Raw genomic sequence first — 14809 nt, forward strand, 5'->3', positions numbered from 1 at the left:
GATCCTTTTTTAACCTTAGGTGAACATTTGATGTTTTCTAAAAAATCACAAATATAATTAAATATCTAGGATAAAAAATGACACAAAAGCCCGTTAAACCAGAGCCAAATATGAATGTTCAGCAAGGCAATGCTGGTGAAACTCATCAGCAGGCTGATAATAATTCAACCAATTTAACTACGCAGCAAGGTATTGTTATTGCAGATAATCAGAATTCGCTAAAGGCAGGTCGCCGGGGGCCTGTATTGCTGGAAGATTTTATTTTACGCGAGAAAATTACCCATTTTGACCATGAACGTATTCCTGAGCGTGTTGTACATGCTCGTGGTACGGCAGCCCATGGTTATTTTGAATTAACTAAATCATTAGAGCAATTTACTACAGCTAAGGTATTAACAGAGGTGGGCAAACAAACCCCATTATTTGCTCGTTTTTCAACGGTAGCCGGTGGTGCGGGATCGATTGATACGCCGCGTGATATTCGCGGTTTTGCCGTCAAAATCTATACAGAGGAAGGTAACTGGGATTTAGTGGGTAATAATACCCCTGTGTTCTTTATTCAAGATGCGATTAAATTTCCCGATATTATTCATGCTGTAAAAATGGAGCCTGATCGTGGTTTCCCACAAGCGGCATCAGCGCATGATACCTTTTATGATTTTATCTCGTTAAACCCTGAAACCCTACATAACTACCTATGGGCGATGAGTGATCGCGCTATTCCTCGCAGTTTACGCATGATTGAGGGCTTTGGTATCCATAGCTATCGCTTTATTAATGCCCAAGGCGAAAGTGTATTCTTCCGTTATCACTGGCGTCCACGTTTGCAGCTTCAATCACATGTGTGGGATGAGGCCGTGAAAGTTGCCGGTGCTGATCCAGACTATCATCGTCGTGATCTATTTGAAACTTTGTTTGAAAATGGTGACGAAGTTGTTTGGGACTTTGGTGTGCAGATCTTTACCCAAGAACAAGCAGAAAAATTCCCATTTGATCATTTGGATGCAACCAAATTAATTCCAGAAGAATTAGTTCCTGTTGAAATCGTAGGTAAAATGGTATTAAACCGTTATCCCGATAACTTCTTTGCGGAAACAGAGCAAGTGGCTTTCTGCCCAGCAAACATCGTACCAGGTATCGACTTTAGTAATGATCCGTTGCTACAAGGTCGTTTATTTAGTTACCTAGATACCCAGTTGTCACGTTTGGGCTCACCAAATTTTGCCCAGCTACCAATTAATGCGCCAAAATGTCCATTCCATAATATGCAGCGTGATGGCCATATGCAGATGCAAATTCCTAAAGGTCGCGTCGCTTATGAACCACAAAGTTTGGAACCAGAAAAACCGCGTGAAAATCCGTCAATTGGGTTTAAATCATTTACAGATGATTTAACTCAAAATAACGATGCGGTTAAAGGTCGTATCCGTGCAGAAAGCTTTGCAGACTTTTATAGTCAGCCGCGTATGTTCTATCGTAGTCAAACCCCTATTGAGCAGGCGCATATCGCTTCAGCGATTGTGTTTGAGCTTTCTAAAGTTGAGACACCCTATATCCGTGAGCGCATGGTTGCCCAGCTGCTAACGGTTGATGAAACATTGGGTAAACGCGTTGCCGATGGGTTAGGGATGAAACCAGTGCCAAAACCAATTGAGCCGACGGTTCCGGTGCAAGATTTGCCATTATCGCCGGCTTTGCAGTTGATTGGCAAAGCCAAGCCAACGCTTGAAGGTCGTAAAGTCGCTATTTTAGTCGCAGATGATTCAAATGCAGAAATGCTTGAAAAATATAAAGCGGCGATTACCGCAGCAAAGGCAACACCCTTTATAGTAGCACCAAAAATTAGTATTACCTTAAACAATGGTGAAACCATTGCAGCTGACGGTCAATTGGCGGGTTCGCCTTCTGTCTTGTTTGATGCAATCGTTAGTATCATTATGCCGGAGCAAGCGAAAAAACTAGCCAAAGTAAGTGAGGCGATTGCGTGGTTTAAAGATGCGCACGCCCATCTAAAAGTGATTGCTTATTGCGGTGCGACGGATGAGTTTATCCTGATTCCCCAGCATATTGAGAAAGATGCCAGTGTGGTGGCTTTAAAGGAAATAGATACCTTTATCGAGAAGGCCAAATCGCGTGAATGGGATCGTGAGCCTAATGTGCGTGATTTAGCATAACTCATCAACCTAGCAACAAAAAAGCTAGCTTAATAATAAGCTAGCTTTTTATTTGTTTGGCGGAAACGGAGGGATTCGAACCCTCGATACGCTATTAACGTATACACACTTTCCAGGCGTGCGCTTTCGACCACTCAGCCACGTTTCCAATCGGGTTGCAACTTCAAAATATAGGTAATCGCAAAACGGACGCCTATTTTACCCAAAATAATGCCAAATGTCATGTATAATTAATCAATTTTCATCGATGGCTAGAGTTGGTAAGTTATAGCGTATGAGTGGTTATCAGCGTCTTTCACACAAATCACTGTCAAAGAGCTTGGTAGTGATGGGTTTATCCTTATTGCCCTTATGGGCACATTCTAGCCGCTCTTTAGATTATCGCAAACAGCATCTCAATCAATGCGGCAATACCTATGCTAACCAACAAAGTCCCCAGCCACTCTCGAATCAACCAATTGAGATTTATTATCTATGTCTAAATGGCTTTGCTGTGGGGTATTCGTCACTGAGTAAAACCGCTTTATGGTCAGCGGAGTATTTGACACGAGCGCGTATTGAAAAAGCGAGCGAGTTATCTAGGGTTAATAATTTTCACGAGGAAAGTCAGCTGCCTAATCGGGTTAAAGGCTATTTAGCTGATTATCGTAACGTACCTTATGATCGTGGGCATCTAGCGCCGAATGCAGATATGAGTACGCTTGAATCACAATATGACAGCTTTAGCCTTGCCAACATTGTACCGCAAAATCCTGTCAATAATCGTAGCACTTGGCGAGACATTGAGTCCCGTACCCGTTACCTAGCGATCAAACACAATCGTATCTATGTGGTGACAGGGGTGGCTTTTATCAGTAATCGGGTTAAGAAAATCAATAACAATATATTAGTACCCAGTCATCTGTACAAAGCGATTTATATTCCAAGTCTACAACAAGCAGGGGTTTATTTTGTCCCTAATGATGATAGTCAGCGAGTGGAAATCATTAGTCTGGATGAACTTGCGGTAAGAATAGGCGTGGATGCCATGCCAGGGTTATCAGGGAAGGTACAAAAAACGGCAATGACGCTGCCTATCGATGACTATTCACCAGCTACAAAAAACAAAAACACGCCAAAATCAGAGCCCGATAACCAGCAAATTTTATTAGTCTTAGTTAATTTAGTCTTGACCATTTTTGAATGGATAATGAGTCTATTTAAGTCCTAAAAGTGATAAATATACCAAAATGACTGATTGGTCAATTTACCCCTTAAGGATTTTTAAAAAAAATAACTATTTTATAATCAATAACTTAGAATTAAAAAAATGGATAATTTTACCCTGTAAGGATGTAGAAAACTATTAGCAACTTTTGCGTATTAAAAAATATCTTTACCTCAAAACCATTTTGGCTATAATGATTGTCAATGGCACTGCATCTCACTTCCCTTACTTTTTTGCAGTGCGCTACAGAAGGAACTGTTATGAAAATTTCTCTTAAATCAATCAGCGTTGGTGTTGCTCTTTCTACTTTAAGTGTTGCTGCTATGGCTGCCGATCCAATTGTGGGTACTTGGCAAACTTATGAAGACAATCAACCAAAAGCGCAAGTTCAAATCTCACAAACAGGTGCTACTTTCACCGGTAAAATCGTTGCGGGCAATACTGAAAAAGCAAAATCTTTTGTTGGTAAAACTGTGTTAACAGGCGTTAAAGCAGCGGGTAATGGCAAATATTCAGGTAAAGCCAAAGACCCACGTTGGGGCTTTGGGTTAGGTGCAGATATTTCATTAAGCGGTTCAACCTTGACTTTATCTGTTCCAGTCAAAGGCAGCCAAACTTGGAAAAAAATTAAATAATCGCTACTGATTTGAAATCTCAAAAAAGCTAGATATGACTATCTAGCTTTTTTATCTGTCCAATCGCAAGTTTTGTAGATTCTTTTAGTATAATTATATAAAAAAATAGGCTGATTGAATCAGCCTATGTTTACTATTCTTTGTCTATTCAATACGTTCGCCATGTACGGCTAAATCAAGACCGGTGTATTCATCTTCATCAGTGACACGTAAGCCCATGGTTAATTGAATCACTTTGGCAATAATGAAAGTCACAATCGCGCAGTAGATGATAACCGCAAACACGCCTTCTAACTGTACCCACACTTGACCCATAGTCGATAAAGCCAGTGGTTTGCCAGTGATAGCAGGACTCACAAAGACACCTGTCAATATGGCGCCGACGATACCACCAACGCCATGCAATCCAAACGCATCCAAGCTATCATCGATTTTTAACAGCCGTTTCAGATAGTTGACTGCATAAAAGCAAACCAATGAGGTGATGATACCAATCGCTAATGCGCCTGCTACAGTCACAAAACCTGCCGCTGGGGTGATACCGACTAGACCTGCTACTGCGCCTGATGCACCGCCCAATACAGAGGCTTTACCACGGACTAATTTTTCGATGGCAAACCAAGTTAATGCCCCTGCCGCTGCCGCTACTTGCGTGACGAGTAGGGCATTACCTGCCAATGCATTTGCCGCTAACGCACTACCGCCATTGAAGCCAAACCAACCTACCCAAATCAAACCCGTACCAATTAAGGTTAAAGCCAAGTTTGAAGGTGCCATTGGGTCACGGTTATAGCCATTACGTTTACCTAGAACAGCCGCCAACACAATACCTGCCACACCGGCATTAATGTGCACGACCGTACCGCCTGCAAAGTCTAGCGCACCATCTGCCATCAACCAGCCGCCGCCCCAAACCCAGTGGCAAATCGGTGCATACACCAATAATACCCAAAGGGCAGTAAACACCATAAAGCTACTGAATTTAATACGTTCAGCAATTGAGCCTGCTAAGATTGCCACAGTGATAATGGCAAAGGTCATTTGAAAAGTGACAAATAACAGGGTTGGTACGGTACCGGTTAAATCACCTAGCCCAATATTAGATAACAATGCATTATCAAAACCGCCAACAAATTGATTAAAATCGCTGCTACCAAACGCCAGCGAATAACCCAACACAATCCAAACAATAGATACTAATGCTGTGGCACCATAACTGTGTGCCATTGTCCCTAAAATATTCTTTTTGCGTACCATGCCTGAGTAAAACAATGCCAACCCTGGAATAGTCATTAGTAGCACTAATGCAGTCGAAATTAATACCCAAGCGGTGTCGCCCGCATTTAGCGTAGGCGTGTCAGCAGCATGAGCCACCAATGGAGATAACAACAATAACGATAAAATTGATTTAGTAGATACTAGTGGCTGTAAAAATTTGGCAAAAGCTGCCCTTGTAATGACGGCATTCATCGTAACCCCCTTAAAATTATTTGAGATAGTCGTTAAGCTGCTTGATAGGTCTACGTTAATGTTTAAAGGATGGTCGACTTTAAAATTTAACAAGCCCTGCCACAACGACAGTCATGATAGTGTTAGATAGCATTAGCGCCTGTTTCACCAGTACGGATACGAATCACTTGTTCTAATGGTGATACAAAGATTTTGCCATCACCGATTTTGCCCGTGCTAGCCACGCGAGTGATAGCTTCAATCGCTGCATCAACCATTTCGTCAGTCACTGCAATTTCTAACTTAACTTTGGGCAGGAAATCAACCACATACTCAGCGCCACGATACAATTCAGTATGGCCTTTTTGACGGCCAAAACCTTTTACTTCGGTAACAGTGATACCTTGAACACCAATCTCAGAGAGTGACTCACGTACATCATCTAGTTTGAACGGTTTTAAGATAGCCGTAATTAATTTCATAATAATTTCCTTTTAAGTGCCGCTTATGGTTGAGTTAGTTACTAGTTGCTGCAGTGGATTAATAGCAGTTACCCTAAACAGCATTCGTATAGCGTGTTGAAAATGGTAGTTTCGATAATTCAAAAGCTATGCCAACTTTCATAAATGTCCTATTTTTAAGGGGGTAAAAAATATAACCTATTGAAAATAAAGCAAAAAATTTTTTATAGTTTCAATGCGACCATCACACAGAAAGCGTGATTTTATTATAGCGAAAAAATAAAAATTCCTCTAATGTAAATCAGTTATTGCACCAAAAAGGTTATTTGGTTGCCATTAACGATTTTGTAGATAATTTTTAGAACTATTTTAATGATTGGCAATAAAAACAAAATGATTGCACCAAAAAAGTGCATTTTACTGGCTAAAATTGTTAAATTTGTTGGGTAATACAGATCAAAAGTATATCTTCATCGCAAAAATCGTAGCATTTAAACCGCCTTTTATTGCTGTCACTACAAAACATGAAAACTCACATTTAATCGCAAAACTTTTTGTCATAAAATGGTATGATAGAAAACGTTTTTTAGCTTATGCGGCAAGTATTGTTATTGCCTTAGTTAGCGGTACCCTTATTTAAGTGCTACAAGTTTAAGTATTATAAGTTTAAGTGTTACAAGGAATTCTCGTGAGCCAACTCTCAGCCACTCAATCAGCCGTTTCACCTGCTTCAACCAACCAAAGCATGCCATCAGCATCGAGCATGATTCAACGTGGCAATGGATTACAAGTGGTGGTTGGACTTGGCAAATCAGGCTTGTCGGCAGTCAACTATTTACACGCGCTTGGCTACCCCGTAGCGGTCACCGATGCCGGTCTGCCCAAACTTGCCGAGCACTTGCCAACCGATATAGTGACCAAGTTTGGGGCATTAGATGGCGAAATGTTGGCAGTGGCAGATCGCATTATCATCAGTCCTGGTATTGACCCTTATTTGCCTATATTTGATGGCGCACGTGCGAAAAAAATCGCGATTGTCAGTGATATTCAATTGTTCCATGAGGTAGCTAAACAGCGAGATATTCCGATTATTGCGATTACCGGCTCTAATGCCAAAAGCACTGTCACCACCCTGGTTGGCCAGATGGTCAAAAATGCGGGGTTTAAAGTCGGTGTCGGTGGTAACTTAGGAACGCCCGCGCTTGATTTGTTACTTGAGCCCATACAGATGGCGGTGCTTGAGTTATCCAGTTTTCAACTACAGACCACCACCAATTTGTCCGCCAAAGTAGCCACCGTGCTTAACATGTCGCCTGACCATCTAGATCGCCATGGCAATATGCTCGGCTATCACCAAGCCAAACACCGAATCTTCCAAGGCGTGCAATCCATTGTGGTCAACCGCGAGGACTTGCTTAGTCGCCCGTTGGTAGCCGATGAGATGCCCACCATTAGCTTTGGCAGTAACGCACCGGATATGAATCAATATGGATTGATAAAAGATAGCGATGGTGAAATCTGGCTAGCACGGGGTCGCGAGCGGTTACTCAATGAAAAAGACGTGCCGATCAAAGGTGAGCATAATTTGATGAATGCGCTGTCAGCCCTAGCAATTGGCGAACTAGCAGGTCTGCCGCTAGACAGCATGTTGACAACATTAAAAAACTTTGTCGGGCTGCCACATCGCTGTGAATTTATCACAACTACTCATCAGCTTGATTGTTTTGACGACTCTAAAGGCACTAACATTGGCTCGACCATCGCGGCAATTTTGGGGCTAGGTAAAGTATATGCACCCAAAGGCAAAAAACTTGCAGTGATTTTGGGCGGGCAAGGCAAAGGTCAAAACTTTGCTGAACTGGCAAAACCCCTGATGGATTATGCGCAAGTGGTGTACTTTATTGGTGAAGATGCCGATAAAATCGCGGCTGATTTGGCATCAGCGGGGTTAGATACTCACAATCCTGCAAGGATTGTGTTAACCAAATGCCAAACTCTGGAACAAGCGGTCAAGCAAGTTTGGCAAGACCAGTCAACATTCCCCGCTTTAGGTGTATTATTGCTATCACCCGCTTGTGCAAGTTTTGATCAGTTTAGTGGCTATGTGGAACGTGGACAAGTTTTTCAACGCTTAGTCAAATCCCAATAATCATTCGCTAGTGTATTTTTAATATTTAGGTTGTGTTATGCCCGCGCCCCATTCGACTTCTTCGTCACTTTCTTCATCCCTCTCAGCTAACAGCGTTTCTGCTAAGAAAAGCCGCCAGTGGATTCCGCCCATTAATTCGGTGCTATTGACCACGGTAGCAACCATTATGGTATTTAGTCTGTTGATGGTGGCGTCCGCGTCAATACCCTTTGCACAAACCAAAAAACTGGGTGATTTTTACTTTTTTTATCACCAATTGGCGTACATGGGAATCGGTGCAGTTCTTGGTTTACTGGTGTATTTTATCCCACTTCGCAAGACGTTTCGCTTAGATTTCATTATGTATGCGCTGCTGGCTTGTCTTTTGCTGATTATTTATACCTTAATCGGTGGGTCAGTGATTAACGGCAGTAAACGCTGGATTGAACTGGGTGGTATCAATTTTCAGCCCTCTGAACTGGCAAAATTGTTGATGATTTTGTACACCTCAGATTATCTGGTGCGCCGATCAGAAGAAATTCGCAACCATTGGAAAGGTTTTTTGCGGCTAACACTGATAGCCATGGGGCTGATCTTATTTATCATGTTGCAGCCTGACTTCGGCTCGGTGGTGATTATTGCGACCTGTATTGCGGCGATGATTTTTGTCGGCGGCTTACCCATGCGCCAGTTTTTTATCATCATGGGTGCCATGTTTTTGGCAGGTACCATGGCGATTATGGGGGCAAGTTACCGACTAAAACGGGTAACCTCATTTTTAGATCCGTTTGATGACTTAAAAAATAGTGACTATCAGCTAGGTCGCAGTATTGTAGCCTTTGCCCGCGGTGAATGGTTTGGTGTCGGCTATGGGGAAAGCATCCAAAAACTCTCCCATTTACCGGAGGCGCATACCGACTTTTTACTAGCGATTACCGGTGAAGAGTTAGGCTTAGTGGGTGTGTCGTTTTTACTGGTGTTACAAATTATTTTGGTCACTACCATTATGCGCATTAGCTACCAAGCGCTAGCACGGCACCAAACACGCTTAAGCTATTTTGCGTTTGGGGTTGGTATTTTGTTCTTTGGGCAAATTTTCGTCAATGCGGGCATGACCATGGGGATGCTACCTACCAAAGGGTTAACCATGCCATTTTTTAGCTATGGGGGTTCTTCTATGGTGGTTAATCTCATTATCGTCGGATTGTTGATGCGAATTATCAAAGAAAGCCCAACGATTCCTGCCAATCAATGTCGTTATTATTAACGGCTTGCCAAAAGATTTTGTAAACTATCGACTTTTATACGCTGTTTGCCTTGCAGCGGCGTATGATCCCATTGGCAAACCGCTTGCTCGAGCATCGTGGTTGGTTTATCCATATCAATCGGTGGCTGTTGTAATAATTGCAGTGCGGTCTTAATAAGTTGGCGTGCAGGGTAGGATTGAATCGGCTCTGCGAGCGTTTGTTTAGACAGTTTTTGCCCTTGTGCATTCACCAAAATGGGTAAGTGATAGTAGTGTTGGTTAGGGGGGAAATTTAAATAATCGGCAATGACCATTTGCGGTATCGTCAATGGCAATATATCCAGACCCCGCACGATTTGATTGACACTTTGTTGCGCGTCATCAATTACCACCGCCAGCATATAATTAATCATGCCTTTGTTGGCGGTTGGCGTATTTGAAAAAGACCGCCCAATGCGCCGCCTTCTGACCACAATATCACCCTGTTCTCGTTGCGGATTGCCCAAAATCACCCCTTGCAGCTGATCGAAAAAAAGCATTAGGTTATCTGGCATTACTAAGCGAATGGCATGATCGCGTGATAGCCGCTTATGGACACAGATTCTAGGATAAGGGTATTGGGTGTTGGGGTGGGCAAGTTGATAAGCTTGCAGGGATTTACGACTGCAATCACAGCCATAACTTACTGCTTTTAGCTGCTCATCCAATAACGCGTGATACGTATCTAGGTGTTGCGACTGGTAGCGAATGTTACCATCCCAGTGCAAGCCTAATCGATCCAAATCTGATAAAATCAAATCGCTAAATTTTGGATGACAGCGCTCAGTATCAGTATCTTCAATGCGTACTAGCCACTTGCCTTGCGCTTGCTTAGCGATACAGTAACTGGCAATAGCCGTCACTAGCGACCCCAAATGCAAAGCTCCCGTCGGAGAAGGAGCAAAGCGACCAATGACAGGAGACGTTGATAAATTAAGCATGACCCCATGCTTGTTTTTCTTTAATCTCTGATAAGGTTTTGCAATCGATACATTGGGTTGCGGTTGGACGGGCTTCTAAACGACGCAAACCAATCTCTACACCACAAGTCTCACAAAAACCGTAGTCGCCACTGTCAATCTCAGCAATCGATTTATCAATCTTACGAATCAGTTTACGCTCACGGTCACGCGTGCGCAGTGCCAACGCAAACTCTTCTTCTTGGGTGGCGCGGTCATTAATATCAGGCATTGCCGTTGATTCATCTTGAATATAAGATTTTGTTGATTCAGCTTCGCTAATTAACTGCTCTTTCCAATCTAATAAAATTTTTCTAAAATGCGCAAGTTGTGCATCATTCATATATTCTTCTTCAGCCGCTGGCTGATATGGGGTAAAGCTTAATTCACGTTCATTTTGGGCAGATGCCATAGCTAATTCCTTTAAAAAACGATAGTGATACAATTTTAAGTTTACAATTTCATTACGAGTTCAGCACTTAAGCCAATGACATCGCGTTATTAACGCTTTAAACACTGCAATTCGCCAGTATATGAAATCAAACTAAAATAAACGCTAAAACCTTAATAAACAAGCTAACCAAACTTTCACGACATTAAGTTTATGAACATAAGTTCAACAACCATGAAAAATTAGTCAGATAGTATCTGTTCTTTTGATACCAGTTGCAAGTAACCCATTGTTATATAAATTTATCCAACGTAAACCAGGGGCAATTTCGTCAATGGTATAATCTTTACACAAGGGTTTAAACTGTAGGCTGGTCGATGGGCAACCAAATACCGATGTCCCGTAGTTAATCTTATGCATTTCTTGGTGTATATGACCGACAAATATAGCTTTAATGCGGTCTAGATACGGCATTACTACTTCCCAAAAACGCTCAGAATTTATTATAGTGTACTTATCAAGCCATGCTGAATCGATTAATACCATCGGATGATGACAAAAAATTGCACAAGGCCGATCGGCATTCGCTAACTGCTGCGCTAGCCACCGCAATGACTGCTCATCAAACTCCCCATGACTGTGCCCCTCACAAGAAGAGTCTAATAACAATAAGTCCCAATAATCGGTGGCAATACTATAGCGGGTTTGCAGGCGAGAATCTGCTTTGACTGGCAAATGACGGCGTTGGGCAAAAGGTAGATGATGATCAAGCTCTAGGGTCACATCATGATTGCCCGGGATAGCTACAAAAGGAATATTGATGTCGTCTAAGGCTGCAAATAAACGGTCATAATTTTGCTGAGTAGGTTCTTGACATAAATCCCCCGTCAGTACCAACAAATCAACATTATCGCGCTGTTGTTTGACCAAGGATAATACCGATTCAAATGTGTCTGCGGTATTAACACCATTCATTAACTTATTAGGGTCATCAAAGAGATGCAGATCACTTAATTCAATAATTGAAAAATAATCGGCATGGTGTTGTGATATCGAACTTGGCAGTAACGTCACTCAGTTATCCTTAGAATAATGACGGTAATCGTGGCAGTACAACTTTATCAAACAACGGTTAATTAACTAAAGTTAATTAAATAAGGCATGTTTTATATCACAAATACTCATAATTGACAAACACAATAGCAAAATAATTTTTAGCCTATCTTCATTCAAATAATTGGATAAAATAGGGAACTATTGGCAGCGCTCACAAACACCTGAAAGCTCAATAATACTCGATTGGGTGGCAAAATTGGTCGATTGCTCAACCTCAGTTAGCATGGTCTGGATAGATGGATGGCTAAACTCTTGTACCTCACCACAGCATCGACAGACCAAAAAAGCGGCAACATGGCGATCGGTGGGCTGAGAGCAGGCAAAAAATGCCTTGCTGGAATTTAATTGATGAACCAAGCCATGCCTGAGCAAAAACTCTAAACTACGATATACAGTTGGCGGTGCGACGACTTTTTCGCTCGCTGATTGCAGTAAATCCAATAATTCATACGCCCCAATGGGCTGAGCGGCAAGTAGAATCAAACGATACACCTGCTCTCGCAGCGCAGTAAAACGTAAACCTTGCGCTTGGCAATCTTGTTTTATCTGAGTAATCTGTGCTTCAATCTGCTCGGCGGTCATTTGTTGCATACACATGGACATAGATATAGATAGGTGGTGACAATTTGCGTCATAATTATTAGCTGACTGAATAGAACTTCCAGCTGATTGAATAGAACGTTGGGTCATATCACATAAAATCATTAATAACTCTCAACTTACTTTAGCATGAAAACCGCATAATTTGTCTGAGAAATTAGCGATTCAGCTATAAACATACCCGACAATATAACAAGTCTAACAATACACTATTCATAATGACTGGCGATTAACATCAGCATAGATAAAACAACCTTTAGCCAAATTTTTAATCAAGATTCTGCTATACTACTTTTATCATTCCTGCCCATAATCAGCTAGCCGTTATTTTGCTATGTCAAAACCAGCCAAGCCATTTGACCCACAGTCTATCCAACAATCTATCAACAAGCAGTCGTGGCTGATACTTGGGCTGGTTGCTATCGGGATTGTATGGGATGTTTGGCAAGGCAATAGCCAGTATACCGTGAGTAAAAATTTGCTAGCCGGTAGTGTGCTAGGGTGGGTGAGCCAAATCATCTTTGCTAAAATTTCCTTGAGCAAATCGGGCTATCAGCAGCGTCGTCAAATTGTTCATCGTTTTTATCAAGCGCATATGGCAAAGTGGGTGTTGACCATTATTGGATTTGCACTGATTTTTCTGCTGTTAAAACCGCTAAATGCCATTGCGGTATTCGCGGGCTACTTAATTTTGCAAATGAGTTACCTCATTATCACTTACCGAAATCCTTGGTAAAAAAAGGCCTTTTACATTTATCTCGTAATCCTGGAAATAACCTAAACTAAATCACAAATAAATCTATTTAATCCTTTACAAAAAGGTAACAGTTGAATTAATATAGTGAAAATTTTTTGAAGGTGCGATTGCTCAGCGCTAATTGGCTAAAAAGAATTAGTTTTCAAGCAATTGCATATATGTTTTACTGATGACCCACTTATTTGAGTCAAGCAAAACACAGTAGGTCGATAGCCTATATTATTACGTTGATAAACAAGTTGTTTATTCACGGTTCATCACCTTAGTTAAGCAGATTGCTTAAACGCCTCGATGTGCCTTTGACGTCATGTTTGCACTTCTCATTGAGTATCATCAGCTCAGTTAGATACGATTATAGTGTTAAGTTACAAATTTTTGTGATTAGACGAAATATCTGACGCTAACTCCCTCTATTATCGGCTCAATATAAAAAAGAAGTTAAGATTATGGCAGAAGCAAACGCAGAAATTACTTCAAATGAGTATATCAATCACCACTTGACAAACTGGACTTTCGGTAATCACCCAACAGAAGGTTGGATAGTTGCCGAAACCAAACAGCAAGCTTCTGAAATGGGTTTTAATGCGATTCATTTAGACTCAATGCTGTGGTCGATTGGTTTAGGGGTGCTTTTTTGTGCCATTTTTTATATGGTGGCAAAAAGAGCGACCTCGGGTGTACCCGGCAAAATGCAAGCTTTTATTGAAATGATTGTGGAGTTTGTTGATAGTAACGTTCGTGATACTTATCATGGCACATCAAAAGTTATTGCGCCATTGGCATTGACAATTTTTGTGTGGATTTTCTTGATGAACTTCATGGATCTTCTGCCAGTTGATTATTTGCCTGTAATTGCACAAAAAATTGGTGGTTTGCTAGGACATAACCCACACCATGTTTACATGAAAGTCGTACCAAGTACCGACCCAAATGTGACGCTTGGTATGTCGTTCTCAGTATTTGCACTGATCATTTTTTATAGTATTAAAGAAAAAGGTTTTGGCGGTTTTATTGGTGAATTAACCCTTCATCCATTTAGCGCAAAAAACCCAATCGCTAAAATCTTATTGATTCCAGTGAACTTTATCCTAGAGTTTGTAACTCTAATCGCAAAACCTATCTCACTTGGCTTACGACTTTTTGGTAACATGTATGCAGGTGAATTAATTTTTGTGTTAATCGCCCTTATGCCATTTTGGATTCAATGGGTGTTATCAGTACCGTGGGCAATCTTCCACATTTTAGTAATCACTTTGCAAGCGTTCGTTTTCATGATGCTAACCATTGTCTATCTTAGCCTTGCATCACAAACTGAACATTAATTTCAAAACAGTAATGAGGATACATCAATGACTCTAGAAGGTATGACCGTTCTTGCCGTTGCTTTGCTAATCGGTTTAGGTGCACTAGGCACAGGTATTGGCTTTGCAATCTTAGGTGGCAAATTCTTAGAGGGCGTCGCTCGTCAACCAGAACTAGGTTCACAATTGCAAACTCGTATGTTCATCGTGGCAGGTCTTCTTGACGCCGTACCGATGATCGGTGTTGGTATTGCAATGTTATTGTTATTCGCAAATCCTTTAGCAGGTTAATAGGTACACTATCAGTACAATGTCCACATCATCTTATGTGGACAAGGATTGAAGA

The 14809-nt window shown here is 41.5% G+C and carries 14 protein-coding genes and 1 tRNA gene; 8 read left to right on the top strand and 7 right to left on the bottom strand.

Annotation, left to right across the window (positions count from 1 at the left end; translation table 11 throughout):
* Positions 1-77 precede the first annotated feature (77 nt).
* On the top strand, positions 78-2174 hold the full coding sequence (locus tag ACAM37_RS00145; protein WP_369626248.1) for a catalase: 2097 nt from the start codon (positions 78-80) through the stop codon (positions 2172-2174).
* Positions 2175-2231: 57 nt separating this feature from the next.
* Here ACAM37_RS00145 and ACAM37_RS00150 read toward each other — a convergent pair.
* A tRNA-Ser gene (locus ACAM37_RS00150) sits at positions 2232-2322 on the bottom strand.
* A 126-nt stretch (positions 2323-2448) separates the two neighbouring features.
* Between ACAM37_RS00150 and ACAM37_RS00155 the strand changes: the two genes are divergently transcribed.
* Positions 2449-3384 carry a DNA/RNA non-specific endonuclease gene (locus tag ACAM37_RS00155; RefSeq protein ID WP_219300294.1) on the top strand — a complete coding sequence of 312 codons (936 nt, stop codon included), beginning with the start codon at positions 2449-2451 and terminating at the stop codon, positions 3382-3384.
* Between the two features lie 200 nt (positions 3385-3584).
* Positions 3585-4016, top strand: a complete 432-nt coding sequence (locus ACAM37_RS00160) for a DUF2147 domain-containing protein (RefSeq protein WP_253852211.1) — start codon at positions 3585-3587, stop codon at positions 4014-4016.
* Between the two features lie 144 nt (positions 4017-4160).
* Here ACAM37_RS00160 and ACAM37_RS00165 read toward each other — a convergent pair whose 3' ends face one another.
* Together ACAM37_RS00165 and ACAM37_RS00170 are read right to left on the bottom strand one after the other, a co-directional pair.
* The gene (locus tag ACAM37_RS00165) at positions 4161-5486 is read right to left on the bottom strand and encodes an ammonium transporter (protein WP_099833311.1); all 1326 of its coding nucleotides are present in this window, start codon (positions 5484-5486) and stop codon (positions 4161-4163) included.
* A 122-nt stretch (positions 5487-5608) separates the two neighbouring features.
* Positions 5609-5947 carry a P-II family nitrogen regulator gene (locus ACAM37_RS00170; protein ID WP_007115809.1) on the bottom strand — a complete coding sequence of 113 codons (339 nt, stop codon included), beginning with the start codon at positions 5945-5947 and terminating at the stop codon, positions 5609-5611.
* A gap of 742 nt (positions 5948-6689) precedes the next feature.
* Here ACAM37_RS00170 and murD point away from each other — a divergent pair.
* The gene (gene murD, locus ACAM37_RS00175) at positions 6690-8075 is read left to right on the top strand and encodes a UDP-N-acetylmuramoyl-L-alanine--D-glutamate ligase (protein ID WP_369626803.1); all 1386 of its coding nucleotides are present in this window, start codon (positions 6690-6692) and stop codon (positions 8073-8075) included.
* A 37-nt stretch (positions 8076-8112) separates the two neighbouring features.
* A complete protein-coding gene (ftsW, locus tag ACAM37_RS00180) occupies positions 8113-9321 on the top strand; it encodes a putative lipid II flippase FtsW (protein WP_369626249.1) in 1209 nt (402 codons plus the stop codon).
* On the opposite strand, the gene gluQRS is transcribed toward ftsW, so the two are convergent.
* The 4 genes from gluQRS to ACAM37_RS00200 form a co-directional block, all read right to left on the bottom strand.
* Positions 9318-10280, bottom strand: coding sequence for a tRNA glutamyl-Q(34) synthetase GluQRS (gene gluQRS / locus ACAM37_RS00185; RefSeq protein WP_369626250.1), 963 nt, complete (start codon positions 10278-10280; stop codon positions 9318-9320). The genes ftsW and gluQRS overlap by 4 nt on opposite strands.
* Entirely contained in the window at positions 10273-10710 is a 438-nt protein-coding gene (dksA, locus tag ACAM37_RS00190) for an RNA polymerase-binding protein DksA (RefSeq protein ID WP_036594643.1), read from the bottom strand. Before dksA ends, gluQRS begins: the two co-directional genes overlap by 8 nt.
* Positions 10711-10935: 225 nt before the next feature.
* Positions 10936-11763 (bottom strand): metallophosphoesterase, encoded by an 828-nt coding sequence (locus ACAM37_RS00195; RefSeq protein ID WP_369626251.1) that lies wholly within the window; start codon positions 11761-11763, stop codon positions 10936-10938.
* A gap of 180 nt (positions 11764-11943) precedes the next feature.
* Complete coding sequence (locus tag ACAM37_RS00200) at positions 11944-12396, bottom strand: Fur family transcriptional regulator (protein ID WP_239741246.1); 453 nt, start codon at positions 12394-12396, stop codon at positions 11944-11946.
* Between the two features lie 343 nt (positions 12397-12739).
* On the opposite strand from ACAM37_RS00200, the gene ACAM37_RS00205 reads away from it, so the two are divergent.
* The 3 genes from ACAM37_RS00205 to atpE all read left to right on the top strand — a co-directional run bounded on the left by ACAM37_RS00205 (position 12740) and on the right by atpE (position 14754).
* On the top strand, positions 12740-13141 hold the full coding sequence (locus tag ACAM37_RS00205) for an ATP synthase subunit I (protein ID WP_369626252.1): 402 nt from the start codon (positions 12740-12742) through the stop codon (positions 13139-13141).
* 467 nt (positions 13142-13608) lie between these two features.
* A complete protein-coding gene (gene atpB / locus ACAM37_RS00210) occupies positions 13609-14484 on the top strand; it encodes a F0F1 ATP synthase subunit A (protein WP_007115819.1) in 876 nt (291 codons plus the stop codon).
* 27 nt (positions 14485-14511) lie between these two features.
* Entirely contained in the window at positions 14512-14754 is a 243-nt protein-coding gene (gene atpE / locus ACAM37_RS00215; protein WP_007115820.1) for a F0F1 ATP synthase subunit C, read from the top strand.
* Positions 14755-14809: the final 55 nt, after the last annotated feature.

This window comes from Moraxella sp. K23 (assembly GCF_041154765.1).
Taxonomy (GTDB): Bacteria; Pseudomonadota; Gammaproteobacteria; order Pseudomonadales; family Moraxellaceae; genus Faucicola; species Faucicola tetraodonis.

What these genes read in the sequence shown, in the direction of transcription:
- ACAM37_RS00145 (WP_369626248.1), top strand. Translation starts at nt 78, where the DNA reads ATGACACAAAAGCCCGTTAAACCAGAGCCAAATATGAATGTTCAGCAA.
- ACAM37_RS00155 (WP_219300294.1), top strand. Translation starts at nt 2,449, where the DNA reads ATGAGTGGTTATCAGCGTCTTTCACACAAATCACTGTCAAAGAGCTTG.
- ACAM37_RS00160 (WP_253852211.1), top strand. Translation starts at nt 3,585, where the DNA reads ATGGCACTGCATCTCACTTCCCTTACTTTTTTGCAGTGCGCTACAGAA.
- ACAM37_RS00165 (WP_099833311.1), bottom strand. Translation starts at nt 5,486, where the DNA reads ATGAATGCCGTCATTACAAGGGCAGCTTTTGCCAAATTTTTACAGCCA.
- ACAM37_RS00170 (WP_007115809.1), bottom strand. Translation starts at nt 5,947, where the DNA reads ATGAAATTAATTACGGCTATCTTAAAACCGTTCAAACTAGATGATGTA.
- murD (WP_369626803.1), top strand. Translation starts at nt 6,690, where the DNA reads ATGATTCAACGTGGCAATGGATTACAAGTGGTGGTTGGACTTGGCAAA.
- ftsW (WP_369626249.1), top strand. Translation starts at nt 8,113, where the DNA reads ATGCCCGCGCCCCATTCGACTTCTTCGTCACTTTCTTCATCCCTCTCA.
- gluQRS (WP_369626250.1), bottom strand. Translation starts at nt 10,280, where the DNA reads ATGCTTAATTTATCAACGTCTCCTGTCATTGGTCGCTTTGCTCCTTCT.
- dksA (WP_036594643.1), bottom strand. Translation starts at nt 10,710, where the DNA reads ATGGCATCTGCCCAAAATGAACGTGAATTAAGCTTTACCCCATATCAG.
- ACAM37_RS00200 (WP_239741246.1), bottom strand. Translation starts at nt 12,396, where the DNA reads ATGCAACAAATGACCGCCGAGCAGATTGAAGCACAGATTACTCAGATA.
- ACAM37_RS00205 (WP_369626252.1), top strand. Translation starts at nt 12,740, where the DNA reads ATGTCAAAACCAGCCAAGCCATTTGACCCACAGTCTATCCAACAATCT.
- atpB (WP_007115819.1), top strand. Translation starts at nt 13,609, where the DNA reads ATGGCAGAAGCAAACGCAGAAATTACTTCAAATGAGTATATCAATCAC.
- atpE (WP_007115820.1), top strand. Translation starts at nt 14,512, where the DNA reads ATGACTCTAGAAGGTATGACCGTTCTTGCCGTTGCTTTGCTAATCGGT.